Genomic DNA, 22,044 nt, shown 5'->3' with positions numbered 1-22,044 from the left:
CAGGTCCAACACGCAAAGGAAACGCCATGACCAAGATCTCCGCACCCGCCAAGACCCTGCGCGCCTTCATCCTGGCCGCCGCCGTCGGTTTCAGCGCCGCCAGCATCGTCTCCCCCGCTCTGGCCGAACCGGCCCGCGCCGAGGCGCCCGCCTTCGTCTCCGACCGCCTGTCGGTCGAGGTAATGGGGCAGGGGCCGGACGTGATCCTAATCCCCGGCTTCGCCTCCTCGCGCGAGGTGTGGCGGCCGCTGGCGCAGCGTCTGTCGACGACGCATCGCGTCCACTTGGTGCAATTGGCGGGCTTTGCGGGCGAAGCGTGGACGCACGGCGATGGCGCCTTCGTTCAGCCTGCCGTCGATGAACTGGCGCGTTATGCCGCGACGTTGAATCGACCCGCCGTCATCGGCCATTCGATGGGCGGGCTCAGCGGTCTTCTGTTGGCGCAGCAGCATCCCGAGGCGGTCAGCCGCGTGATGAGCGTCGACAGCTTACCCTTCTTCAGCGCCATGTTCGGCCCGCAGGTCACGCCGCAGACGGCGCGGCCCTTCGCCGATCAGGCCGCCGCCTCCATCCTGAACGCGGACGAGGCGGCCTTCCGCGTTCAGCAGGAACGCACCGCTGTCGGCATGATGCGCGACGAGGCCGGGCGCGCCGCCATGGTCGACTGGTCGATGGCCTCTGACCGGCAGGCGATGGCCTCGGCCATCCGCGAGGTGATGACCACCGACGCGCGGCCCGGCCTGGCGGCCATGACCACGCCGGTCTGGGCGATCTACGCCTCAGACGCGGACGGCGGCGCGCCTGCCGCCATGGCCGACGCCCTGTGGAGCCGCGAATACGCTGGCTTGCCGGGCGTGACGCTGAAACGCGTCGACGACGCCCGGCACTTCATCATGATCGATCAGCCTGAACGGCTGAACGCCCTGGTCGACGCCTTCCTGACGGGCGCGGACTGATCGCAGATCAGGCGGCCGGCGCCTTCAACCTCAAGTCGTCGGTGACGTCGCCCGCCTTGGTCGGCGCGCCCGCGAACTCGCCCGCATATTCCGGCGCCAGGGCGCTCTGGAAGGCTGTCAGAGGCAGGGTCAGATAATAGGCGCCCTCGACGTAGGGACCGACCGCATAGGCGTCGAGCAGGAAGGTCAGGCCGCCCGCCTTGCCCGGAACCGAACCGGGCGCCAGGGCCACGGCTACGTCCTTCAGTTTGGGGCAGGCCCACATTTCGCCGCTGGTCGAGACCGGCTCGGCGCCGGGGCGCTTGGTCTTGGCGGTGTTCACTGCCTGACACAGGGCGCGCTCCAGATTGGTCGTGTCGGCCTTGTCGGCGAACAGGTCGGCGGCGGCGATGCGGCGGGCCTCGGCCTTGTCCCACAACAGGCCGGTGGCGACCGTATTCGGGTGGGCGCCGCCCGAATAGTCGAAGTCGGTCCGCATCAGGCTGAACAGGCGGCCGGTCTCGATCGGGGCGCCGTAGACGATGGTCTTCTCATAGGGCGGCATCCCCTCGGTCGAACCGGCTTCGGTGCGATCGGCTTGCGCGCCCTCGGCGTATTCCTTCAGCTTGGCCACCTCGTCGCGGTACAGCGGGGTGTAGAGCGCCGGATAGGACAGCACGGCCTCGGGCAGGCTCAGGCTGACCTTGGCGTAGGGCGTGGCGCTGTCGTACTTCAGCGGCCCCTCGACGGCGTGGGCGGAGGCGGCTGGTGCGGCGGGCGTCTCCTTCTTCTCATTGCGCTGGCACGCTGCGAGCGAGGCCGCGACGGCGGCGGTGACGAGAAGGGCGCGAAGGGGGCGCGAAGGGATCATGCCGGGCTCCTTTGGAACGGTTCGATCAGAAAGCTAGGCCGTTGAACGCGATGGCGGCCAGAAGGATCAACCCCGCATCGCGATTTGACTTGAAAAGACGCAGGGACAGTTTCGGGTCGTCCGGCTGCAACCGCCGCACCTGCCAGACGAAATGCAGGGCGTAGAGCGCCAGACCGACATAGAAGAGCGGCCCCAGGCCCGCGACGTAGCCCGCCGCGCCCGCCAGGGCCACGGCCAGGATGTAAAAGACGGCCACGCCTTCCTTGACCTTGCCGCCCAGCGCGCGGGCCGAGGACTTCACCCCGGCCATGACATCGTCCTCGATGTCCTGAAGCGCGTAGATGGTGTCGTAGCCCAGCGTCCAGAAGATCCCGCCCGCATAGAGCAGCCCCGCCGACAGGGCGAGGTTCCCCATGCGGTTCAGACCCTCGGCCATCCAGTAGCTGTCGCCGCTGAGCTTGACCTGCAGCACATAAAGCCAGCCCAGCGCGAACAGCCCGCCCGTCGCGGCGGCAAAGCCCAGCAGGGCGCCCCAGTTGAAGGTCAGGCCTAGCCACGCCTGCGGCCACCAGGTGATGCGCTTCATGAAGGGATAGGCCGCCACCAGCCCCAGCGACAGGGCGCCCAGCAGCACTGACATCAGGTTCATCGTCAGCAGGATGCACAGGCTGATGAGGCTAAGACCGCCGACGAAGGCCCAGGCCTGCTTCACGCTGATCTGGCCGGCCGGAATGGGGCGCATGGCGGTGCGGGCCACCTGGGCGTCGAAGTCGCGGTCGACGATGTCGTTCACCGCACAGCCTGCCCCGCGCATCAGGGCGGCGCCGACGGCGAAGCCGACGATCAGCCACAACTCATAGCCGCCGAACGGCCGATCATACTGGTTCAGCGCCAGCATGATCCCTTGCCAGCCGGGCAGCAGCAGCAGCCACGTCCCGATCGGCCGGTCGAAGCGGCCCAGCTTCAGCCAGGGCTTCAGGCGCTCGGGCGCATGGCGGTCGACCCAGTTCTGGCCGGCGGCGTCGGGAAGCGGGGCTGTGTTCATGCGATGGGTCTTAGACCTTGATGGCGGCGCGGGTGAAGAGGGGGCGTTGAAACGGCGATCTGCAAGGCGTTGCATCGGCGCGTCAGGCCGCCTTTACTGATGCCGAAACAGAGAAGCGAGCCGCCGATGACCGAAGCGCCGATCAAGGGACCCGCGTCCTATTTCCCGTCCATCGAGAAAAAGTATGGCCGCCCCGTCGCCGAGTGGAAGGCGGAGATCCGCGCCCAGTACCCGGCCAAGCACATGGAACTGGTGTCCATGCTGAAGGATGAGCACGACATGGGGCACGGCCATGCCAACGCCCTTGTGGCGCACACCCTGGCGGAAGACGGACTGAAATAGCGCCTCCTCGCCGTTTGACGGGGAGCAAAGTCGCAGATTTATGAAGTTTACGGCCAAGGCTGGACAGCGGGCGCCGTATCCGTCACTGGGCGCGAATGGCTCGCAGCTCCATCCCCCGCAGCGTCTGGATTCTGGGCGTGGTCAGCCTGTTGATGGATGTCTCGTCAGAGATGATCCAGACGCTTCTGCCCATCTATCTGGTGGTCGGACTTGGCGCTTCGGCAGTGATGATCGGTATGGTGGAAGGCTTCTCCGTGGCGGTGGCGACGGCGGTGAAGTTCCTGTCGGGCTTCTGGTCGGATCGTATTTCGCGGCCCAAGTGGCTGGCGGTCGCGGGCTATGGGTTGGCGGCCCTGTCCAAGCCGATCTTCCCTCTGGCGGCCTCGGTCGAGGGAGTTTTGCTGGCCAAGGGCGTGGACCGGATCGGCAAGGGCATCCGCACCGCGCCGCGCGACGCCCTGGTCGCGGCGGTGACGCCGCCGGACATTCGCGGGCGCGCCTTCGGCCTGAGAAAGTCGCTGGATACGGTCGGCGGTTTCGTCGGCCCCCTGCTGGCCATCGGGCTGATGGTGGTGCTGGCGAACGACATCAAGGCGGTGTTCTGGCTGGCCTCTATTCCGGCCTTTCTGGCCGTGGCCCTGCTGGTCGGCGGCGTGTCCGACCCGCCGCGCCCGGACGAGGCCGCCAAGAAGCCGCCCAGCCTGAAGGGGGCCTTACGTCTGGACGCCGCCACCTGGACCATGATCGCCCTGACGGCGGTGATCGGCCTGGCGCGGTTCAGCGAGTCCTTCCTGTTGATGAAGGGGCTGGATGTCGGCGTCCCCGCCGCCTTCGCGCCGGCGGCCATCGTCCTGCTGCACCTGGTGTTCGGCCTGGCCGCCTTCCCGGTGGGGGCGCTGTCGGACCGCATCGGCCGCACCTCCCTGCTGCTGCTCAGCCTGGTCTTCCTGGCCGCCGCCGACGTGGCGCTGGCGCTGGCCGGGAACCAGGTCGTCTTCTACCTGGGCGTAGCCTTGTGGGGCCTGCATATGGGCTTCTCGCAAGGCCTGCTGATGACCTTGATCGCCGATGCGGCGCCCGCCCATCTGCGCGGCTCAGCCTTCGGCCTGTTCGCCCTGATCTCGGGTTTGATCGCCTTGCTGGGCAATGTGGCGGCGGGTCTGCTGTGGGACGGCTTCGGACCACAGGCGACCTTTGCGGTCGGCGCGGTGTTGAGCCTCGTCTGCGCCCTGGGCATCGCGGGCTGGATGCGGCTTCAGGCGGCGCGCAGCCGCTCCAGCGCTTCGGAATAACGGCGCGACAGCGGGGCTTCCAGAACGCCCAGCTCCACCGTCCAGTCGCCTGAGCCTTCGGGCCGCAGTCCGGTCATCCGCGCGGCGTTGACCAGCCAGCCTCGGTGCGTCCGCACGAAGCCGAAGCGCGCCAGCTCGCCCTCGACCGCCGCCAGGGTGACGCGCATCAACGGCCTGCGTCCATCGGCCAGAACGAACTCGACGTAGTTGCCCGCCGAGGTCGCGGCCAGAATGTCGTCCAGCGGCGCCCGGATCAGCCGCGCCCCGTCGCGGATGTCGAAGCTGACGGGCCTCAGCGGCGTTTCGCGGGCCTGCCGCAGGCTGCGCACGCCCCAGAAGACTCCGATGAACAGGGTGTAGCTGAGCAGGTCCTTGCGCAGCTCATAGATGAACTTCTCGACCGGCGGGCCATAGTCATAAACCTCGCCCAACAGGGCGTAGACGCCATGCCGCATCGCCACCATCAGCACGACGTGCAGCAGGCTGTAGAGGCAGGCGGCGCCCAGATGCAGGGCCAGGAAACGTCCCCGCGCGCGCCAGCCCTCCTGCAACAGCGACGCCGGCGCGGCGCCCGCCGCCAGCCACGGCAGCCAGATCACCAGCGCCAGCGCTAGGGCGCTGGACCCCTCCCACACCCACGGCGCCCATGACCGCAGGCTGGGCCAGTCGGCCTGCACCGTGAGGGCGTTGACCACCAGAAATCCCAGGGTGAGGGCGATGATGATCGGCCCGCCGGTCAGCAGGTCGCGCCGGTCCGCTCCGTTCGTCCCGACAGGCGCGCCGTTCGTCACTGACGCTTGCGGTCCGGCCTCTGAGCCTGACCGAACGGCCCCTGCGCCTTGCCGAGCGCGCGGCGTCGGGGGCACGGCGGATGGCGTCGTTTCCGTCATTTCAGGTTGTCCATGTCCTCAGAACCCCTCGCCGTCGCCCGCCGCCATGACCTGGACTGGATCCGGGTCGGGGCCTTCCTGCTGCTGATCCTCTATCACGTCGGCATGTTCTACGTGCCCTGGGACTGGCATGTGAACAGCCCGCAGCCGGTCGAATGGCTGGAGCCGGTGATGCAGTTGACCAACCCCTGGCGGTTGACCCTGCTGTTTCTGGTCTCGGGCGCCGCGACCCGTTTCCTGTTCGACAGCTTCCAGCGAGAAGGGAAGGGCGCCGCGCGGCGTTTCGCCGGATCGCGGACCTGGCGCCTGTTGCCGCCGCTGCTGTTCGCCATGTTCGTGATCGTGCCGCCGCAATCCTACTACGAAGTGGTCGAGGCGGCGCAGGGGCTGGGCGTGGTCGATCCGGCGAACTCGCCCTGGCTGGCCGACTTCTGGGTGAAATACGCCACGGGGACCGGCGGCTGGTGCGACGCCGACGGCTGCCTGACCACGCCGACGTGGAACCACATGTGGTTCGTGGCCTATCTGTTCGTCTACAGCCTTGTGCTGGCGGGGCTGCTGGCGTTCGGACGCGTCTGGCTGCCTGTGATCCAGTCCGGGCTGGAGCGCGCCTTGAAGGGCTGGGGCCTGCTGATCTGGCCGGTGCTGTGGCTGTTCCTGCTGCGCTGGACCCTGGCGCGGATCTTTCCGACGACCCACGCCCTGACCGACGACTGGTACAACCACGCGGTGTCGTTCAGCGCCTTCCTGTTCGGCTTTGTCAGCGTGCGCTCGGCGGTGCTGAAGCAAGTCTATGAGCGGCTGCGGCGACCGGCGTTGATCCTGGCCCTGTGCGCTTGGGCGGGATGGGCGGCCTATGCCTGGACCTATCGCGACAGCGGAACGCCGCCCGAAGGGCTGAGAGCCGCCATGCGCCTCGTCTATGCGCTGGATCAGTGGGCCTTCATCGCCACGGTGCTGGGCTATGGCGCGCGCTATCTGAACCGGGGCGGGCCGTGGCTGCGCTATCTGACCGGCGGCGTCTTCTGCTTCTATATCGTGCACCAGACCGTCACCGTGGTCGCGGCCTATCACCTGTCGAAGCTGGGCCTGCCGCAGGGGCTGGAGGCGGGGCTGCTGATCGCCGTCACCTTCGGCGGCTGCTGGGGCGCCTATGAAGTCGCACGTCGCCTGGGGCCCTTGGGCCTGTTGCTGGGCGTCCGGCCGCGTCGCCCGTCCGCCTTGCTGACAAAGCCGGTCAGGCCGTAGTCTGAGCCGACGCAAGGCGCAGGAGCGACGCGGCATGGACTACAAGCCTCAGGACCGGCGCCCGCCGATCATCCTCTATCTGACCTGGATCATCCTGATCGGGGCGGCGGTCATCGGCTTCATGACCGACGCCTTCAGCGTGACCTTCGTGGCCGTGGGGACCTTGTTGCTGTCGCTGGTTCCCATGTGGCTGGGCGAGAAGATCGGCGTTGCCCTGCCGACCGCCTTCGTCAGCGCCATCGCCGCCTTCCTGTGCGCGACCCTGTTTCTGGGCGAGGTCGGCGATTTCTACGAGCGGTACTGGTGGTGGGACGTGGTCCTGCACGGCGGCTCGGCGATCGGGTTCGGTCTGGTGGGCTCTCTGCTGATGCTCATGCTGGTGCGCGGCGAGCGCCTGACCGCCGCGCCGATCACCGTGGCCTTCTTCGCCTTCTGCTTCGCCGTGACGGTCGGCGCCCTGTGGGAGATCTGGGAGTTCACCCTCGACCAGCTGTTCGGCCTGAACACCCAGAAGTCCGGCCTGGTCGACACCATGTGGGACCTGATCGTCGACGCTGTCGGCGCCCTGATCGGGGCGAGCGCGGGCTGGGCCTACCTGAAGGGACGCGAAGGCGGACCGCTAGTCGGGGCGATCCGCGCCTTCATCGCCAAGAACCGCCGCCTGTTCGGCGACGGTTGAGGACGGCTATTCCGCCAGCCGCCCCTGCGTCTCATCGCCGGGGAAGACCACGTCCGGGTCCTGCTCCCTGCACTCCAGGCCGGGTCGGTTCAGGCGACGCAGGACGTGGCGCAGGATGTTCAGGCGCGCCGTCTTCTTCTTGTCGGTCGCCACCACGGTCCAGGGCGCATAGTCGACATGGGTGCGCTTCAGCATCTCGTCGCGAGCGGCGGAATAGGCGCTCCAGCGGGCCTGGGCCTCGGCGTCCAGGGGCGAGACCTTGAACCGCTTCAGCGGGTGGTCGACGCGCTCCTCCAGGCGGCGGGCCTGTTCGTCGCGGCTGATGTCCAGCCACAGCTTGATCAGGATGACGCCCGACTGGGTCAGCATCCGCTCGAAGTGCGGGGCGTCGTGCAGGAAGCGCTCATGCTGTTCGGGCGTGCAGAAGCCCATGACCGGCTCGACCCCGGCCCGGTTGTACCAAGAGCGGTTGAAGATCACGATTTCGCCCGCCGCCGGCAGATGGGCGGCGTAGCGCTGGAAATACCACTGGCTCGTCTCGCGGTCGGTCGGCTTGGGCAGGGCGACGACCCGCGTCTGGCGCGGCGCCATGTATTCGGTCATGCGCTTGATCGCCCCGTCCTTGCCGGCGGCGTCGCGCCCCTCGAAGACGATGACGACCTTCAGGCCCTGTTCGATGGCCCAGGCTTGGGTCTCGACCATCTGGATCTGCAGGGCTTCCAGGATGTCGGCGTAGTCGTCCTTGGCCATGGGCGTGTCCTTGTGTCGCAATCGGCGAACCTTGCGGCGAATTCACTGGCGTCGCCAGCCTCGCCGTTCAGGGTGCAACGCAAAAGGAGCCGAAAATGATCAATCGTCGTCATGTCCTGGCCGTCGGCGCGGCGGTCGCGGTTGCGCCTTCGGCGGCGCGTGCGCAAGACGAGGCGGCGTTCGACGCCGCCCTGACGACAGCCTTCGAGACGGTCAAGCCGGTCGCCCTGGCGGGCGGGGTGGCGACGGCTCAAGGTCTCGCCTGGTCCGGCGTGCGCGGCGCCCGGCGCGCGGGGCGGGACGATCCGGCGACGACGGACGACCGCTGGCACCTGGGCTCCAACACCAAGGCGATGACGGCGGCGCTTTTCGCCCGTCTGGTCGAGCAGGGACGGGCGCGCTGGGCTATGCCGCTGACCGAGGCCTTTTCCGGCATGACGATCGACGCGGGGTGGGACGGCGCGACCCTGGACGACTTCATGACCCACACGGCGGGGCTGAAGGACGAGGCGGTCATGGGCATGGCCTGGCTGATGACGGCCCGCGCCGATCCTCAATCCCTGGTGGAGCAGCGTCGCGCGATCGTCGAGAAGGCGCTGGCGGCGCCGCCGACGGGTCCGCGCGGGACGTTCGCCTATGGCAACGCCAACTATGTGCTGGTCGGGGCGGCGATCGAGGCCATCACCGGCGGCTCGTGGGAAGAGGCCATGCAGGCCGAGGTGTTTGGGCCGCTGGGCCTGGCCTCGGCGGGGTTCGGCGCTCCGGCCGGAAGCGATAACGCCTGGGGCCACCGCCGCATGGGCGAGACGGCGGCGCCGATGGATCCGGCTGATCCGGGTTCGGATAATCCTCTGGCGCTCGGTCCGGCGGGGACGGTTCATATGACGGCGGCCGACTACGCCCGCTTCCTTCAGGTCTTCCTGACCGAGGGCGGCGGCTGGCTGAAGCCCGAGACGGTGCGGCGTCTGGTCACGGCGGGCCAGGGCCGGAGCTACGCTCATGGCTGGGTCGTCCTGCCGTCTCAGCCCTGGGCCAAGGGGCCGGCCGTCGCGCACGAAGGCTCGAATACCCTGTGGCACGCCATCGTCCTGGTGGATCCGGCGGGCGGACGGGCGGTCTTCGGCCTGGCGAACGACGGCGGGCGCGGCGGCCCGGCCTGTCAGGCCCTGGCTATGGAAATGCTGCGTATCTAAGCGCCGCCCCGGCGCCTTCTGCGTATCAGGAGCGGCGTTTCTTCGGCGTTTGCGCGAGATGGAGCGTCGCCTGTTCGGTCATGTGCAGTCGTCGGACTATAACACTGCGCGCCGGTGCGCAGTCGGCCGGGCGCTGCGGGACGCAAGCTGCGCGTGCTGCGGCGAAATTAACTGTAAAGCTTGTAAGCTCGATTTCGCTTTACAGTTGACCGCTGTGGATAGTCGGGTGACAACATCGCCGCAGCCCGGATTTCACGTGGGGTCCAAACCCGCGTCTTGCTCCTTCGCCTGAACGAGCTTGTCCAGATGGGCTGACGGGCGCTCCTGCTAGGACGTCCGCCTGGAAAAGCGCGTTTACGGAGACGCAATATGGCGACCGGCACGGTCAAGTGGTTCAACCCCACGAAGGGCTTCGGCTTCATTCAACCCGACACGGGCGGCGCGGACGTTTTCGTCCACATCACCGCAGTGCAAAAGGCGGGTCTGGTGGGTCTCGATGACAACGCCAAGGTCGAGTACGAGCTGGAATCCCAGCGCGGCAAGACCTCGGCTGTGGATCTCAAGCTCCTCTAAGGCCTTACGGACCTTCTGGTTCGTGAAAAAGAAGAAGACGCGGAGGGCGACCTCCGCGTCTTTTTTATTGGGCCTCGCCTTTCTGCTGGACGGCTAGTCGGCGAAATAGCCCGAGGCGTCGACGAAGGCCTGGACGGCCGCCGGGTCCGAGTAATCCAGTTCGAGCATGGCCTTCAGCGCCGCCGCCTTGTCCGGCGCGCGATCATGGTAGCCGCGCGTGATCGCATAGCCGACGTAGTAGCCGAGATCGCGAACGCCGAAGGCGTTGTCTGCGCTGTTGTAGAGCCAGCCGCTGAAGTCCTCGCCCGCCATGTCGCGACGGAAGGCCGTCTTGATCGCCTCGTCGTGCGCCGGGCCATAGGCTACATAGGCCAGGTCGGGCGTCCGGCCCGTCACCTGTTCGGCGACGAAGTCGGCCACGCCCTCATAGACGGCCTGGGCCAGCAGGTTCGGCCGCTCGCCCCTTTGCTGGGTGTGGACCACCTCGTGCACCGCCAGCAGGTCCAGGTTCTCCAGCGGCTTGCTGGCGAAGTAGGAGGCGAAGAAGCGCTGAAGCCCGGCCGGCATCTCGGACGTGTCGACGCTCTCGTCGCCGGTGGCCATTTCGACGCCCAGCAGAACCTTGTCGCCCTGCGTCGTCCCGGCGGATCGCAAGGCGCCGACCTCGAAATAGATGCCGGCGGGACGCAGGTCGGGATAGAGGGCGCGGAACCGTTCCAGATGCCCCTCGAGCCGCGTCAGGGCCCCGGCGGCCAGCGCTGTGCGGGGCCGCACCGAGTCCCAATAGGACGGATAGGCGCGGATGGCCTGAAGATAGGTGTCCGCCGTATAGCCCTTGGCCTCCATGAAGGCGGTCAGGCCTGGCGTTCCGGCGTCGATATAGAGCCTTTGGAACGCTGTCTTCTGGGCCTCCGGCGACGTTTCCGCGCGGACGGCGTCGTAGGCCGTCCAGAAACGGGCGACGTCGCTGTCTTCCAACTGGATCGGCGATGATCCCGATTGGGCCGCTGCGCCGGTCGCCAGCAGGCTGAGGCCCAAGGTGATCGTCAAAGCCAGTCGGCGCATGGATTTTCCTTCTCTCACGGGGCCGGAAAAAGAGAACCGACACGACTTCTGTGTCAAATGAAACGCCGGTAATGTTAAGCGCGGGCGACACGGCAGGGATCGACCTCGCCTGCGGTTGGTTGTCTCCCCACAAGGGAGACGCACCATGCTCAAGAACAAGAACTCCTCGGCCATCGTGGCGGTGAAGGATCTGGAGCGGGCCAGGGCCTTCTACTCCGATGTACTGGGTCTGAACCTGGCGGACACCGGCATGGACGGGGTGCTGGGTTATCGCACCGGCGGCACATGGCTGACGGTCTATCGCTCGGACTTTGCCGGGACGAACCAGGCCAACGCTGTGACGTGGGACGTGGGCGTCGAGGTGGACGACATCGTCGCCGACCTGAAAGCCAAGGGCGTCGTCTTTGAACGCTATGACGGCATGGCGCATGACGGCGACGTCCATGTCGCAGGGCCGCTGCGACTGGCCTGGTTCAAGGACCCGGACGGCAACATCCTGCACCTGGTCGGCGGGGCGGGCGGCGCCTAGCCTTCCAGCGACACGACCGGCTGGCTGACGGCGGCGCCCTTGCCGCGCGCCTTCAGCCAGGCTCGGATGCGGTTCTGGATCGGCTGATCGATCAGATAATGCAAGCCGAAGGCGAAGACGAAGGCCGCCAGCACGCCCAGAACCCACAAGCCCCAGCGCCAGGCCTCGCCCAGCGCCAGCTTGTTTGCGAAGGCCTCGGCCAGGCCGAACCAGGCGATGCGCACCACTTCGTTCGAGATGAACATGGAGAAGGAGACCATGGCCGCCGCCTCGACCAGCTTCGACGGCCGCTTGGTCGGCACGGCGCCCGCCGCCAGGATGATGACGGAGATGAAGAACAGCGACAGCAGGGCGTTCTTGTCGAAATACTGGGCCACGGCCAGACCAACGGCGGCCAGCACCCCGGCCCAGCCGGCGATGCGGGCGTTGATCCACACGCCTTGCGCGAACCAGGCCAGTCCCATGCCCAGGATGAACAGGGGCAGGGCGCGCCAGATGCCCAGGTTCAGCGGCATCTGATAGACTGGATACTTCAGGATCGCCCAGCTCAGCTCATTGGCGGCCAGATAGCCGACGACGACCAGGGTCAGCGCCGTCCACGGCCCGATCCGGCTGAGGCCCCGCAGCACGAAGGGGAAGGCGACGTAGCAGCCCAGAAGCGCCGAGATCGACCATGTCGGGGCGTTCCAGCCCAGGCCGCCGTGAACGCCGAACGACTGCACCAGGGCCGCCTGGGCGGGAAGCTGATCCCAGGCGAACCACTCGGGATGGCTGGGCGGCATGCCCGCAGCGGTCGCCGCCAGCACCAGCGCCACCAGCAGACCCAGCACGATCAGGTGCGCCGGATAGACCCTCAAGGCCCGCTTGAGGAAGAAGTCGCTCTTCGACATCCGGCCTGAGCCGACGGCGCGGCCATAGACCCGCATCAGCACATAGCCGCTGTCGATCAGGAAGAAGTTGGTCAGCAGGAAGCCGCCCCGCTCGAACACGGGATGCAGCCCCTCGGCCAGGGGGACGGGCGCCGACATCTGGAAGTGATGCAGGATGATCAGGGCGGCCACGATGAAGCGCAGCGCGTCCAGCCAGCCGCCGCGCATGATCGGCGGCGGCTCATTCCGGGACGAAAACACAGCTTGCAGCATCACGACCCCCTTGTTCGAATGTTGTTACGCAAGAATGGGGCCGGGCCCCCGGCCTCCTGGGTGAATCTGTCGCTGGCGCGGCGCTTTGCATCTGGTATAACGACGAAATCTCGATGGTGGAGCGAGAGGGCGACCGTGAAAAAGGCTTTTGCAATGATCGGCGGCGCGACCGCCCTGGCCTTGATGCTGGCGGCGCCGGGCGGCGTCAGCGCCCAGCAGGCTTCATCGCCCCCGGCAGGGGCGATCAAGGCGGGGACGCTCCAGGAGGCGCGGCCCACGGTGACCGTCAATATCGTGAGCGGGGATCTCGCGGGCCAGGAGAAGCGGGACTTCGATCTGCTGGAGCGGGCGATGCGCGACATGCAGGCGCGCGGCTACGCCGGTATGGATCGCCATTTGCCTGCGCTCCGACGTGCGATGGAGCGCGCGCCCGCGGCCTATCCGCATACGGAGAAGCGAGCGGCGAACGACTGGATCGTGCGCACGCTGGACATCGGCGAAACCATGGTGATGGCGACGGTGCTCCAGGCCTCAGCGGTGGAAGCCGGCGCCTCCAACGTAACCGTGCGGCAGCAGCCCAATGTCTATCCTCTGATCGCCCTGATGCTGGGCAGCGAGGCGGGCGAGCGCGGGCGTCTGGACGAGGCGGTCGCCGTGCTGGATCAGGGCCTGGCCCGCCAACCGGACGACTGGGTGCTGATCAAGGAAAAGGCATCGGCCCTGCAGGCGGCGGGGCGCAATGAAGAGGCCTTAAGCCTGGCGACCGAGGCGCTGGCGTCCGATTCCATCCGTATCACGTTGAACGCCGGAGCTCTGCATCGCAGTCGGGGCTTCAGCTTGATTGAATTGAAGCGACTGCCCGAGGCGCGCGCCGCCTATGACGAGGCGTTGAAGCTGGACCCCGAGGATCGATCCGCCAAGGCGCAACTCGCCTATATCGACGGGCTGGAGGCGGGACAGCCGCCGGTGGCCCCGGTGATCGTGAGGCCGTTGCCCGGCGAGGCGGTGAAGCCGGCGAACCCGTAAGGCTCGCCGGTTTGCGGGTCTGGCCTAGCCCCGCACCAGCCGCAGGAACTCTTCGCGCGTACGCGGGTCTTCGCGGACGACGCCCAGCAGGCAGCTGGTGATCAGGCTGGCGCCGGGGACATCGACGCCGCGCATGGTCATGCAGCTATGTTCGGCCTCGATAACCACGCCGACGCCGTGGGGGCGCAGCACGTCCTGGATGGCGTTGGCGATTTCGGACGTCATCTTCTCCTGGATCTGCAGGCGGCGGGCGTAGCCGCGCACCACGCGGGCCAGCTTGGAGATGCCGACGACCCGGTCGGTCGGCAGATAGGCGACATGCGCCTTGCCCACCACCGGCAGCATGTGGTGCTCGCAGAAGCTGACGAAACGGATGTCCTTCAGGACCACCAGCTCGTCGTAGCCGCCGACTTCCTCGAACGTCTTCTCCAGATAGTCGCGCGGTTCGACCTCATAGCCCTGGAACAGTTCGCGATAGGACTTGGCCACGCGCTTGGGCGTTTCGATCAGGCCTTCGCGCGCAGGATTGTCGCCGGCCCAGCGGATCAGGGTGCGGACGGCGGCTTCGGCTTCTTCCTGGGAAACGGCGGGGGAGGAGGGGGTCTGGTCGCTCATGACAGGCTGCATACCTCCCCCGCGCAGGTTTTGGAAACGGCGCCGCTGTTTAAAACTGCTTCCGTCCCGATCAGGGCAGTCTGCTGATCAGGACAGGCGGACCAGTTCGACGCGGCGGTTGCGGGCGCGGCCCTCGTCGCTGGCGTTGTCGGCCACCGGCTTGTCGGCGCCGAAGCCCTTGGCCTCCAGCCGCTTGGCGTCGATCCCCTGCTGCGTCAGGGCGGCGACCACGGCGCGGGCGCGTTCCTCGGACAGGGGACGGTTGCGGGCCGGGGCACCGGTGTTGTCGGTGTGCCCCTCGACGGACAGGCGCAGACCTGTCTCCTGCTTCAGCAGTTGGGCCACGGCGTCGACCTGAGGGCGCGAGACATCCAGGATGTCGGCCTTGTCCAGTGCGAACTCGACCGGCACGGCGACGCGGCCGTCGGCGGCGATCTTGCGCGCCAGTTCGCTGGCAGGCAGCAGGCCGGCGGTCGGCGCCAGGGCCTTGACCTCGGCCACCGCCATCGCGCCTTGCGCGCTGCCGACATAGAGGTGAACCCAGACGGTGCGGTCAGCCTGTCGGATGATCCAGGTCTGCGACGGGTTGTTGTAGATGTCGCCGATGCCGTTGAGGGCCGCCATCTGCACCGCCTCGGGCAAGGCGTGGGCGGCTTCATTGGGAATCTGGCCGTCGAAGATGCGAACGGCGCCCGCCTCCTTCAGCGCGTGCTCCATGTTCCGCAGCAGCTCCAGCCGCGAGAAGCTCTTGCCGCTGTCGTTGGTGATCTGGGTCTGGTGGACGCGGCCTTCGACCATCTGGAAGCCGGCGCCGGTCCAGAAGGGGAAGTCGGCGAAGTCGTGCGTTTCGCTGTTCTGCGGCTTGTAGCCGTCGGGCAGGCGCAGATAGGGGAAGTCGCCCAGGCTAGCAGTCGACAGCGCCACGCTGTTCACGTCGAAGGCGCCCGCCGCTTCGTTCGCCGCCGCGGGGGCCGCCGCCGTCTCAGCCGGTTCCGGCGCCTTGTTGTCGCACGCGGCGACCAGTGAGGCCGAGGCCGCGACCATCAGGACGGAGGCGAGACGCAGGAACGGTTTCATGAGGCATCCTTCAGGCGTTGATCGGGGGAGGGCGAAAACGTTCGTCTAGTCGCCGCTGTTGTCAATCACGCGAAACCGCATCGACCGGAACATCGGTCTCATTCCATCGTCCTAACGTCGCGTTAACCATCCTGTCGGCATTTTCTGCCCACTGTCCCGCGCGTGTGTTCGGGGCGTCTCGGGGATCGGCGATGAGCGGCGCGGAAGTTCTGGATGTGGGTCGCGACGCCCTGTGGCTGACGATCCAGCTGTGCCTGCCGGCCCTGATCGTGGCCCTGGTCGTCGGCGTGGCGATCGGCCTGTTCCAGGCCCTGACGCAGATCCAGGAGCAGACCCTGGTCTATGCGCCCAAGATCATCGCCATCTTCGTGTCATTGCTGCTGTTCCTGCCGCTGATGGGCGCCCTGCTGGGCGGCTTCATGCGCGAGATCGCCGCTCGCATCGCGGGCATGTAGGGCGGGGTTGTAGGGCAGGAACATGGAGCCTTACGCCACGGCGGAACAGGTCTGGGCCGGTGGGCTGATCTTCGCGCGCGTCGGCGCGATCCTGATGATGCTGCCCGGCTTCGGCGAATCCTATGTGCCGCCGAGGGTCCGCCTGTCGCTGGCCCTGGTGCTGTCGCTGGCGTTGTGGCCCATCGTGGGCGGCGCCCTGCCGGCCCTGCCTGCGACCCTGGGCGCCACCGTCGGCTGGGTGATCCGCGAGGTGCTGACCGGCCTGGCCATCGGCACCATCCTGCGCAGCTTCATGACCGCCCTGACCACGGCGGGCGAGATCGTCTCCCTGCAGACGACGCTGGGCTTCTCCCAGACCGCTAATCCCATGCAGGCCCAGCCGGGCACGACCCTGTCGGCCTTCCTCATGCTGCTGGGGGTGACGCTGGTGTTCGCCACCAACACCCACCACCTGTTCATCGGCGGCATGGTCGGGTCGTATGAGGCCATCGCCCCGGCCAAGCCGTTGATCGTCTCGGACTTCACGACGATGGCGGTGAAGACTCTGAGCCAGAGCTTCATGCTGGGGGTGCAACTGGCGGCGCCTGTGCTGGTGTTCGCCCTGATCTTCAACCTGGCCTCGGGGCTGGTGGCGCGGGTCATGCCCAGCTTCCAGGTCTATTTCGCCGCCGCGCCCTTGAGCGTCATCCTGGGCCTGTCGGTGTTCGCGCTCAGCCTGGGCGTGGTGGGGACCGTCTTCATCGACCGCTACCGTTCGGTGGCGGCCTTCTTCACGGGAGGCGCCGTTGGCTGACGGTCCCGATCCCGAGTCGAAAACAGAAGACGCCACCCCGCGAAAACTCGAAGAGGCGCGGAAAAAGGGCGACGTCGCCAAGTCGCCGGACGTGGCGGCGGCGCTGTCGCTGGCGGGCGCGGCAGGGGTGCTGCTGGCGGGCGGCGGCTGGTTCTCGACCCAGATCGCCGAGGGACTGACCCCCTTTCTGGCCCAACCGCACGCCATGATCGGAGGCCTGGAGGCCGGCGCCGGCGTCGAGATCGGGATGCAGGCTGTCTGGGCCGCCGCGCCCTTTCTGGCGGCCCTGATGTTCGCCGTCATCCTGGGCGGGGTCGGCGGCAATCTGGCTCAGTCGGGCCTCATCTTCACCGCCGATAAGATCAAGCCCAAGTGGTCGAAGGTGAGCCCGCTGGAAGGGATCAAGCGCATCTTCGGCCCGGACGGCCTGGTGCAGTTCCTCAAGACCTTCATCAAACTGGTCGCCATCGGCGCCGTCTGCTGGATGGTGCTGAAGCCGCATACGCGCGAGCTTGAGAATCTGGCGGCCATGAGCCCGGCGATGATCCTACCGTTCGCGCGGGACCTGGCGCTGGCGCTGATGGTGTCGGCCCTGGTCTTCCTGGCGCTGACGGCGGGGGCCGACTACTTGTGGCAGCGGGTACGCTTCGCCAAGCGGATGCGGATGACCAAGGAAGAGCTGAAGGAAGACTTCAAGCAGTCCGACGGCGACCCGCACGTCAAGGCCAGGCTGCGTCAGATCCGTATGCAGCGCGGTCGCCAACGGATGATGCAGGCCGTGCCCGACGCCACCGTCATCATCACCAACCCGACCCACTATTCGGTCGCCCTGCGCTATGAGCCAGACCAGGGCGACGGCGCGCCGGTCTGCGTGGCCAAGGGCGTCGACGCCCTGGCCCTGCGCATCCGCGAGGTGGCCAGGGAGCACAATGTGCCCATTGTCGAGAACGTGCCCCTGGCCCGCGCCCTCTATGCGGCGGTCGAGGTGGACGACATCATCCCGCGCGACCACTTCGAGGCGGCGGCCAAGGTCATCGGCTTCGTCATGCAGCAGAGGAAGCGGCGATGAAGGCGACGGCGGAGGAACGGCGTATGCTGACGAACCCTGATTCGCGCGGGCGAGACGCCATGACCATTTCCCGACCGCAAGACCGCCAGAAGGCCCGCGCCGCGCGCCGTCCGCGCTTCGACCCATGGCTGGTCGTGATGGCGGTCGGCTTCGCCCTGGCGATCGCCGCCATCGCCTATCCGGCGTTCCGCGCCAGCGCCTTCACCGCGCCGGGGCTGATCCTGATCTTCGCGGCGGGGGCGACGGCGCTGATCTGGCTGTCCGCCTTCGGCCGGTCCGAGCGGCGGCCCGCCTCGGGCGATGCGGCGGTCGAGATGCTGGACGCCATGGCCGAGCCCGCCGCCCTGGTGCAGCCGTCGGGTCAGGTGCTCGCCTACAACGCCGCCTGGGCCGAGGAGAACGGCACCGTCACCACCCTGCCCAGAGCCGGCAAGGGAGGCGGCAAGTCGGCGCAAGCCCTCTACATGGCCTTCGCCCAAGCGCGCGGAGGGCATCAGGGCCGCGCCATCGTCCAGATCGGCGCGCGTGAGATCGAGGTGCTGATCGGTCAGGCGGGGGAGGGGCGCTTCCTGGTTCGCGCCGCGCCCGAAGCCGTTCTGCCGCTGGCCCCGAGCGCGCCCGCCGCGCCCCAACCCCTCGCCCCGACGGGCGAGGCGCGCGCCATGGCCGCCGGCGCGCCCTTCGGTTCGGCCGTCATCGGCGGCGAAGACCTGTTCGCGGGCCGGGTCGAGGAGCCCAACGCGGCGCTGGCCTTGCTGACCGGCCCGGCGGCTTCGGGCGACGCCGCCTTCGGCCATCTGTTCGACCCGGCGGGCGTGGACGAGGCCCGCGCCAAGCTGGAGGCCGGATCGTCCGGCCCGATCGAGCTGATCGCCCGCGCCCACCCGGATCGGCAACTGCATCTCTATGTCGCGCTGGAAGGCGACAAGCGCCGCGTCTGGTTGTTCGATGTGGCGGCGCAGAAGTCGATGGAGCTGCAACTGTCGCAGGCCCAGAAGATGCAGGCCGTGGGTCAGCTGGCGGGCGGGGTGGCGCACGACTTCAACAACCTGCTGACGGCCATCCAGTTGCAACTGTCGGGCCTGCTGGAGCGGCACCCGGTCGGCGATCCCTCCTACGAGGGCCTGAACGAGATCCGCCAGACGGCCATCCGCGCGGCCGATCTGGTGCGCAAGCTGCTGGCCTTCTCGCGCAAGTCGACGGTGCGGCGCGAGCGGCTGGACCTGGGCGAACTGGTCGGCGAGTTCGCGGTGCTGCTGCGCCGCCTGCTGCGCGAGGACGTGCGGCTGGAGACCGACTACGGCCGCGACCTGCCGCTGGTGCTGGCCGACAAGAGCCAGTTGGAGACGGCAGTGATGAACCTGGCCGTCAACGCCCGCGACGCCATGCGCGGCGTGGTCGAACCGGGCGCGGGCGTCGTCACCATCCGCACCCGCCGCCTGACGGGCGCACAGGCGCGCGACCTGGGCTGGCGCGAGGCGACGGATGAGGTCGCCCTGATCGAGGTGTCGGACACCGGCCCCGGCGTGCCGACGGCGCTGCTGGACAAGATTTTCGAGCCCTTCTTCACCACCAAGGCGGTGAACGAGGGGACGGGCATGGGCCTGGCCACTGTCTACGGCATCGCTCAGCAGGCGGGCGGCCATATCACGGTCGCCAATCTGGAAAACGCGGGGGCCGCCTTCCGCATCTTTCTGCCCGCCGCCACGGCCGAGGAGCTGGTCGAGGCCCCCGTGGTTGAGAAGGTCGTCAAGGCGCCGCGCGACCTGTCGGGCGCGGGCCGCATCCTGTTCGTTGAGGACGAGGCGGCCGTGCGCGGCATCGCCGCCCGCCTGCTGCGCCAGCGCGGCTATGAGGTGATCGAGGCCGCTGACGGCGAGGAGGCTCTGATCCTGGCCGAGGAATGGGCGGGCCAGATCGACATGCTCATCTCGGACGTCATCATGCCGGGTCTGGACGGGCCGTCGCTGCTGAGGAAGGCGCGGCCCTTCCTCGGCGACGCCCCGGTCATGTTCATTTCGGGTTACGCCGAAAGCGACTTCTCGGACCTGTTGCAGGACGAGGTCGGGGTGTCCTTCCTGCCCAAACCGCTGGACATCAAGACCCTGGCCGAGCGCGTGAAGCAGGAACTGCACGCGGGGTGAGGACTCGAAAGGCGCGTCGCTTGGCTGGGTTAGCGGTCGTCGCCCGTTCGCGTGCGTTGCACTGTTGTGGCGCTTTCCCCGCTTGGCAGGACGGTTGTGGTGGTCGTTGTTGTCGTGGTCCGCTCCCACAGGGTGCAGCCAACGGATGAGCCGCCGTCCGGCTGCGGCGCAGTGCGGCATCGCGTGTCGGCGGAAACGGCGTCTGCGGACCGCACAGGTTCAAGCGGGCCCGTCGAACAGGCTGACAGCGTCAATGCCGCCGTCAGGACGACGCAGCATCGGAACATGACGGATCTCCTCGCAATTTCTCGTTCAGCGACTTTGCCCGACTTCGGGCGCTGCGCAAGCGGAGGCTTTGACGGGTGAGCTTATATTCTAACGTCGAATTGACGCGGCTCGCCCATCCGCCGCTCTCGCGCGGCTTCGTGCAGGGTGTCGGCGAGGTCCAGCAGATGATGGCGTCGAAGGCGCGGGATCACTTCCAGCAATTGCAGGCGCAGACTCTCTGCCTCGGCGTCCGACAGCAGCGCGTTTCGCGAAGAAGCGCGATCAGACATGGCGCATCACCCTGATAAACGACCTGAAAGACGGTCTGGGGCGTGTGGGAAACGGCTGTTTCGCGCTTTGGGTTCCGAAAAGCGCGTTCACTTCGAGAATTGTGAACAAAGGCGACGTTCAAGGCTTGGGTATGGCGCGCGCGGCCCTAGATAGGGTCCAGAGGAATCAAACGCCGTAAAGAGGAGTCTCCCATGGCCTTCACCCTGCCCCCGCTGCCCTACGCCTATGACGCGCTGGAGCCGGCCATCGACAAGGAGACGATGACCTTCCACCACGACAAGCACCATCAGACCTATGTCGATAACCTGAACAAGTTCGTCGACGCCACGCCCGAGGCGCAAGGCAAGTCGCTGGAAGACATCTTCGCGATCATGTCGAAGCTGCCGAAGCCGATCCGCAACAACGGCGGCGGCGTGTGGAACCACAGCCTGTTCTGGGAGCTGCTGGCCCCGGTCGGCACGGGCGGCGAGCCCTCGGCTGAACTGGCCGCCAAGATCGACGCCGAACTGGGCGGCATGGACAAGTTCAAGGCCGACTTCGACGCCGCCGGCGCCGGTCAGTTCGGTTCGGGCTGGGCCTGGCTGATCCTTCAGGACGGCAAGCTGAAGGTCACCTCGACCCCGAACCAGGACAACCCCCTGATGGACGACGCGGCCGAGAAGGGCGCTGTCCTGCTGGCCGCCGACGTGTGGGAGCACGCCTACTACCTCAAGTACCAGAACCGCCGGGTCGACTACCTCAAGGCCTTCTGGTCGGTGGTGAACTGGAACAAGGTCAACGAACTGTACGAAGCCGCCAAGGGCTGAGCCGGTTCTGAACCGAAATGAAGACGGCCCCGGAATCGCTTCCGGGGCCGTTTTTTCTTGAGCCGTCGGCGGCGTTTCAGGGCGCGGTCGACAGGCGCATGGCCAGGATTTCACGCGTGCGGCGGGTGATGCCGTAGAGGACGCCGGGCGTGCTTTCGTCCCAGTCAACGGCCTGACCCTCGGCCTCCATGCCCAGGGTCTCGACGTGATCGAGGACCCCGCCGCCCTGGGCCAGGGCGACGACGTAAAGCTCGGGATGGTCGTGCCCGCTGAGATAGAGCCGCTCGTCCGGCCCCCAGCCGCCGCCGGAGATGCTCATGGGCGCGACCCGCTCAAGGATGGAGGCCGGGATGACCCAGCTTTCGGTGCGCCGCCACTGGTCGTCGAAGCGGACCAGGGTGGTGTGGCGGTGGTCGCGCGGGGCCTCGCCGCCGCGGCCGTCATAGTTGGCGAACATTCCCCACCAGGCGCCGTCGTGACGCTCGATCCAGGTCAGGGAGCCGGTCCCCAGACCGAGGGCGACACTGCGTACATGGTGCAGGTCCTGTGCGTCGAAGACCTCGACCGTGCTGACGTGCGGCGTGCCGGGGAAGTTGGAGCTGGCGCAGACCAGTTCAACGTTGATGAGGGTGCAGGAGTTGATGTGGGGGAAGCGCTTGGGATCGCCGGACCATTGGGCTTGCTTCTCGCCGGTCGCCTTGTCGTAGCGGGTCAGGGACCAGTTGGAGACGGCGTAGACGTCGTGGGGGCCGACGGCGACGCCCTGGCGCGCGTCGGACGGATAGCGGCGGACGGTTTGTAACTGTCCTGAAAGCGCTGGGGCGGGCGGCGGGGCCGCAGACGCGGTCGCTTGTTCGGGGGCGATCAGGGCAAGAGCCGCGAGGGTCGTGATCAGCATGACGGACTTTCAAACAGAAAAGGCCGCCTTCCCGATCGGAAAGGCGGCC

The 22,044-nt window shown here is 67.6% G+C and carries 24 protein-coding genes; 14 read left to right on the top strand and 10 right to left on the bottom strand.

The features are described 5' to 3' along the window. Nucleotides 1-26 precede the first annotated feature (26 nt). Entirely contained in the window at nt 27-956 is a 930-nt protein-coding gene (locus AC3IPP_RS13085; RefSeq protein WP_489149275.1) for an alpha/beta fold hydrolase, read from the top strand. A gap of 7 nt (nt 957-963) precedes the next feature. Here AC3IPP_RS13085 and AC3IPP_RS13080 read toward each other — a convergent pair whose 3' ends face one another. Together AC3IPP_RS13080 and AC3IPP_RS13075 are read right to left on the bottom strand one after the other, a co-directional pair. Continuing rightward, the gene (locus AC3IPP_RS13080; protein WP_489149274.1) at nt 964-1,806 is read right to left on the bottom strand and encodes a polysaccharide deacetylase family protein; all 843 of its coding nucleotides are present in this window, start codon (nt 1,804-1,806) and stop codon (nt 964-966) included. A 25-nt stretch (nt 1,807-1,831) separates the two neighbouring features. Further along, complete coding sequence (locus AC3IPP_RS13075) at nt 1,832-2,851, bottom strand: UbiA family prenyltransferase (protein WP_489149273.1); 1,020 nt, start codon at nt 2,849-2,851, stop codon at nt 1,832-1,834. 126 nt (nt 2,852-2,977) lie between these two features. Here AC3IPP_RS13075 and AC3IPP_RS13070 point away from each other — a divergent pair, with 126 nt between their 5' ends. Beyond that, a complete protein-coding gene (locus tag AC3IPP_RS13070) occupies nt 2,978-3,193 on the top strand; it encodes a DUF4287 domain-containing protein (protein ID WP_087140976.1) in 216 nt (71 codons plus the stop codon). 95 nt (nt 3,194-3,288) lie between these two features. Further along, a complete protein-coding gene (locus tag AC3IPP_RS13065) occupies nt 3,289-4,485 on the top strand; it encodes an MFS transporter (RefSeq protein WP_489149272.1) in 1,197 nt (398 codons plus the stop codon). On the opposite strand, the gene AC3IPP_RS13060 is transcribed toward AC3IPP_RS13065, so the two are convergent. Further along, on the bottom strand, nt 4,449-5,375 hold the full coding sequence (locus AC3IPP_RS13060; RefSeq protein WP_489149271.1) for a LytTR family DNA-binding domain-containing protein: 927 nt from the start codon (nt 5,373-5,375) through the stop codon (nt 4,449-4,451). The two genes, AC3IPP_RS13065 and AC3IPP_RS13060, sit on opposite strands and share 37 nt — an antisense overlap. A gap of 12 nt (nt 5,376-5,387) precedes the next feature. On the opposite strand from AC3IPP_RS13060, the gene AC3IPP_RS13055 reads away from it, so the two are divergent. Further along, the gene (locus AC3IPP_RS13055; protein WP_489149270.1) at nt 5,388-6,623 is read left to right on the top strand and encodes an acyltransferase family protein; all 1,236 of its coding nucleotides are present in this window, start codon (nt 5,388-5,390) and stop codon (nt 6,621-6,623) included. A 34-nt stretch (nt 6,624-6,657) separates the two neighbouring features. After that, nucleotides 6,658-7,302 (top strand): DUF2238 domain-containing protein, encoded by a 645-nt coding sequence (locus AC3IPP_RS13050; RefSeq protein ID WP_256968216.1) that lies wholly within the window; start codon nt 6,658-6,660, stop codon nt 7,300-7,302. 6 nt (nt 7,303-7,308) lie between these two features. Here the strand turns inward: AC3IPP_RS13050 and ppk2 are convergent, their stop codons facing one another. Next, a complete protein-coding gene (gene ppk2 / locus AC3IPP_RS13045) occupies nt 7,309-8,052 on the bottom strand; it encodes a polyphosphate kinase 2 (RefSeq protein WP_087140972.1) in 744 nt (247 codons plus the stop codon). 95 nt (nt 8,053-8,147) lie between these two features. On the opposite strand from ppk2, the gene AC3IPP_RS13040 reads away from it, so the two are divergent. Both AC3IPP_RS13040 and AC3IPP_RS13035 read left to right on the top strand, forming a co-directional pair. Beyond that, nucleotides 8,148-9,245 (top strand): serine hydrolase domain-containing protein, encoded by a 1,098-nt coding sequence (locus AC3IPP_RS13040; protein ID WP_489149269.1) that lies wholly within the window; start codon nt 8,148-8,150, stop codon nt 9,243-9,245. A 369-nt stretch (nt 9,246-9,614) separates the two neighbouring features. Then, nucleotides 9,615-9,818: a cold-shock protein gene (locus tag AC3IPP_RS13035; RefSeq protein WP_087140970.1), complete on the top strand. Its 204-nt coding sequence runs from the start codon at nt 9,615-9,617 to the stop codon at nt 9,816-9,818. A 93-nt stretch (nt 9,819-9,911) separates the two neighbouring features. Here the strand turns inward: AC3IPP_RS13035 and AC3IPP_RS13030 are convergent, their stop codons facing one another. Beyond that, nucleotides 9,912-10,883 carry a DUF2268 domain-containing putative Zn-dependent protease gene (locus AC3IPP_RS13030; protein ID WP_489149268.1) on the bottom strand — a complete coding sequence of 324 codons (972 nt, stop codon included), beginning with the start codon at nt 10,881-10,883 and terminating at the stop codon, nt 9,912-9,914. A 145-nt stretch (nt 10,884-11,028) separates the two neighbouring features. Here AC3IPP_RS13030 and AC3IPP_RS13025 point away from each other — a divergent pair, with 145 nt between their 5' ends. Next, nucleotides 11,029-11,412: a VOC family protein gene (locus tag AC3IPP_RS13025; RefSeq protein WP_087140968.1), complete on the top strand. Its 384-nt coding sequence runs from the start codon at nt 11,029-11,031 to the stop codon at nt 11,410-11,412. Here the strand turns inward: AC3IPP_RS13025 and AC3IPP_RS13020 are convergent. Continuing rightward, entirely contained in the window at nt 11,409-12,554 is a 1,146-nt protein-coding gene (locus AC3IPP_RS13020) for an acyltransferase family protein (RefSeq protein ID WP_489149267.1), read from the bottom strand. The two genes, AC3IPP_RS13025 and AC3IPP_RS13020, sit on opposite strands and share 4 nt — an antisense overlap. Before the next feature lie 135 nt (nt 12,555-12,689). Here AC3IPP_RS13020 and AC3IPP_RS13015 point away from each other — a divergent pair, with 135 nt between their 5' ends. Continuing rightward, nucleotides 12,690-13,580 (top strand): tetratricopeptide repeat protein, encoded by an 891-nt coding sequence (locus AC3IPP_RS13015; RefSeq protein ID WP_489149266.1) that lies wholly within the window; start codon nt 12,690-12,692, stop codon nt 13,578-13,580. A 24-nt stretch (nt 13,581-13,604) separates the two neighbouring features. Here the strand turns inward: AC3IPP_RS13015 and folE are convergent, their stop codons facing one another. Both folE and AC3IPP_RS13005 read right to left on the bottom strand, forming a co-directional pair. Further along, on the bottom strand, nt 13,605-14,195 hold the full coding sequence (gene folE, locus AC3IPP_RS13010; protein ID WP_087141053.1) for a GTP cyclohydrolase I FolE: 591 nt from the start codon (nt 14,193-14,195) through the stop codon (nt 13,605-13,607). 87 nt (nt 14,196-14,282) lie between these two features. Beyond that, a complete protein-coding gene (locus AC3IPP_RS13005) occupies nt 14,283-15,272 on the bottom strand; it encodes an OmpA family protein (RefSeq protein ID WP_489149265.1) in 990 nt (329 codons plus the stop codon). Between the two features lie 191 nt (nt 15,273-15,463). Here AC3IPP_RS13005 and fliQ point away from each other — a divergent pair, with 191 nt between their 5' ends. The 4 genes from fliQ to cckA are packed head-to-tail and all read left to right on the top strand — an operon-like array spanning nt 15,464 to nt 19,733. Further along, entirely contained in the window at nt 15,464-15,727 is a 264-nt protein-coding gene (gene fliQ / locus AC3IPP_RS13000) for a flagellar biosynthesis protein FliQ (protein ID WP_003163604.1), read from the top strand. A gap of 22 nt (nt 15,728-15,749) precedes the next feature. Next, nucleotides 15,750-16,520, top strand: coding sequence for a flagellar biosynthetic protein FliR (fliR, locus tag AC3IPP_RS12995; RefSeq protein ID WP_489149264.1), 771 nt, complete (start codon nt 15,750-15,752; stop codon nt 16,518-16,520). Next, nucleotides 16,513-17,589 carry a flagellar biosynthesis protein FlhB gene (gene flhB, locus AC3IPP_RS12990; RefSeq protein ID WP_489149263.1) on the top strand — a complete coding sequence of 359 codons (1,077 nt, stop codon included), beginning with the start codon at nt 16,513-16,515 and terminating at the stop codon, nt 17,587-17,589. Before fliR ends, flhB begins: the two co-directional genes overlap by 8 nt. Before the next feature lie 59 nt (nt 17,590-17,648). Continuing rightward, nucleotides 17,649-19,733, top strand: a complete 2,085-nt coding sequence (cckA, locus tag AC3IPP_RS12985; protein ID WP_489149262.1) for a cell cycle histidine kinase CckA — start codon at nt 17,649-17,651, stop codon at nt 19,731-19,733. A 368-nt stretch (nt 19,734-20,101) separates the two neighbouring features. Here the strand turns inward: cckA and AC3IPP_RS12980 are convergent, their stop codons facing one another. After that, nucleotides 20,102-20,290, bottom strand: coding sequence for a hypothetical protein (locus AC3IPP_RS12980; RefSeq protein WP_087140963.1), 189 nt, complete (start codon nt 20,288-20,290; stop codon nt 20,102-20,104). Between the two features lie 192 nt (nt 20,291-20,482). Between AC3IPP_RS12980 and AC3IPP_RS12975 the strand changes: the two genes are divergently transcribed. Then, nucleotides 20,483-21,097: a superoxide dismutase gene (locus tag AC3IPP_RS12975; protein ID WP_087140962.1), complete on the top strand. Its 615-nt coding sequence runs from the start codon at nt 20,483-20,485 to the stop codon at nt 21,095-21,097. A 76-nt stretch (nt 21,098-21,173) separates the two neighbouring features. On the opposite strand, the gene AC3IPP_RS12970 is transcribed toward AC3IPP_RS12975, so the two are convergent. Then, the gene (locus AC3IPP_RS12970; RefSeq protein WP_489149261.1) at nt 21,174-21,995 is read right to left on the bottom strand and encodes a hypothetical protein; all 822 of its coding nucleotides are present in this window, start codon (nt 21,993-21,995) and stop codon (nt 21,174-21,176) included. Between the last annotated feature and the right edge of the window lie 49 nt (nt 21,996-22,044).

The sequence above is a fragment of the Brevundimonas sp. KH_060 genome (genome assembly GCF_057838275.1).
This window is presented reverse-complemented; position numbering and strand designations above follow the sequence as displayed.

Coding starts and splice junctions, on each gene's coding strand:
- AC3IPP_RS13080 (WP_489149274.1), bottom strand. CDS start 1,806: ATGATCCCTTCGCGCCCCCTTCGCGCCCTTCTCGTCACCGCCGCCGTC.
- AC3IPP_RS12980 (WP_087140963.1), bottom strand. CDS start 20,290: ATGTCTGATCGCGCTTCTTCGCGAAACGCGCTGCTGTCGGACGCCGAG.
- AC3IPP_RS13050 (WP_256968216.1), top strand. CDS start 6,658: ATGGACTACAAGCCTCAGGACCGGCGCCCGCCGATCATCCTCTATCTG.
- AC3IPP_RS13020 (WP_489149267.1), bottom strand. CDS start 12,554: ATGCTGCAAGCTGTGTTTTCGTCCCGGAATGAGCCGCCGCCGATCATG.
- AC3IPP_RS13075 (WP_489149273.1), bottom strand. CDS start 2,851: ATGAACACAGCCCCGCTTCCCGACGCCGCCGGCCAGAACTGGGTCGAC.
- AC3IPP_RS13065 (WP_489149272.1), top strand. CDS start 3,289: ATGGCTCGCAGCTCCATCCCCCGCAGCGTCTGGATTCTGGGCGTGGTC.
- AC3IPP_RS13030 (WP_489149268.1), bottom strand. CDS start 10,883: ATGCGCCGACTGGCTTTGACGATCACCTTGGGCCTCAGCCTGCTGGCG.
- AC3IPP_RS13040 (WP_489149269.1), top strand. CDS start 8,148: ATGATCAATCGTCGTCATGTCCTGGCCGTCGGCGCGGCGGTCGCGGTT.
- AC3IPP_RS13005 (WP_489149265.1), bottom strand. CDS start 15,272: ATGAAACCGTTCCTGCGTCTCGCCTCCGTCCTGATGGTCGCGGCCTCG.
- AC3IPP_RS13070 (WP_087140976.1), top strand. CDS start 2,978: ATGACCGAAGCGCCGATCAAGGGACCCGCGTCCTATTTCCCGTCCATC.
- fliQ (WP_003163604.1), top strand. CDS start 15,464: ATGAGCGGCGCGGAAGTTCTGGATGTGGGTCGCGACGCCCTGTGGCTG.
- AC3IPP_RS12975 (WP_087140962.1), top strand. CDS start 20,483: ATGGCCTTCACCCTGCCCCCGCTGCCCTACGCCTATGACGCGCTGGAG.
- cckA (WP_489149262.1), top strand. CDS start 17,649: ATGACCATTTCCCGACCGCAAGACCGCCAGAAGGCCCGCGCCGCGCGC.
- AC3IPP_RS13055 (WP_489149270.1), top strand. CDS start 5,388: ATGTCCTCAGAACCCCTCGCCGTCGCCCGCCGCCATGACCTGGACTGG.
- fliR (WP_489149264.1), top strand. CDS start 15,750: ATGGAGCCTTACGCCACGGCGGAACAGGTCTGGGCCGGTGGGCTGATC.
- folE (WP_087141053.1), bottom strand. CDS start 14,195: ATGAGCGACCAGACCCCCTCCTCCCCCGCCGTTTCCCAGGAAGAAGCC.
- AC3IPP_RS13085 (WP_489149275.1), top strand. CDS start 27: ATGACCAAGATCTCCGCACCCGCCAAGACCCTGCGCGCCTTCATCCTG.
- AC3IPP_RS13035 (WP_087140970.1), top strand. CDS start 9,615: ATGGCGACCGGCACGGTCAAGTGGTTCAACCCCACGAAGGGCTTCGGC.
- AC3IPP_RS13025 (WP_087140968.1), top strand. CDS start 11,029: ATGCTCAAGAACAAGAACTCCTCGGCCATCGTGGCGGTGAAGGATCTG.
- AC3IPP_RS13060 (WP_489149271.1), bottom strand. CDS start 5,375: ATGACGGAAACGACGCCATCCGCCGTGCCCCCGACGCCGCGCGCTCGG.
- ppk2 (WP_087140972.1), bottom strand. CDS start 8,052: ATGGCCAAGGACGACTACGCCGACATCCTGGAAGCCCTGCAGATCCAG.
- AC3IPP_RS12970 (WP_489149261.1), bottom strand. CDS start 21,995: ATGCTGATCACGACCCTCGCGGCTCTTGCCCTGATCGCCCCCGAACAA.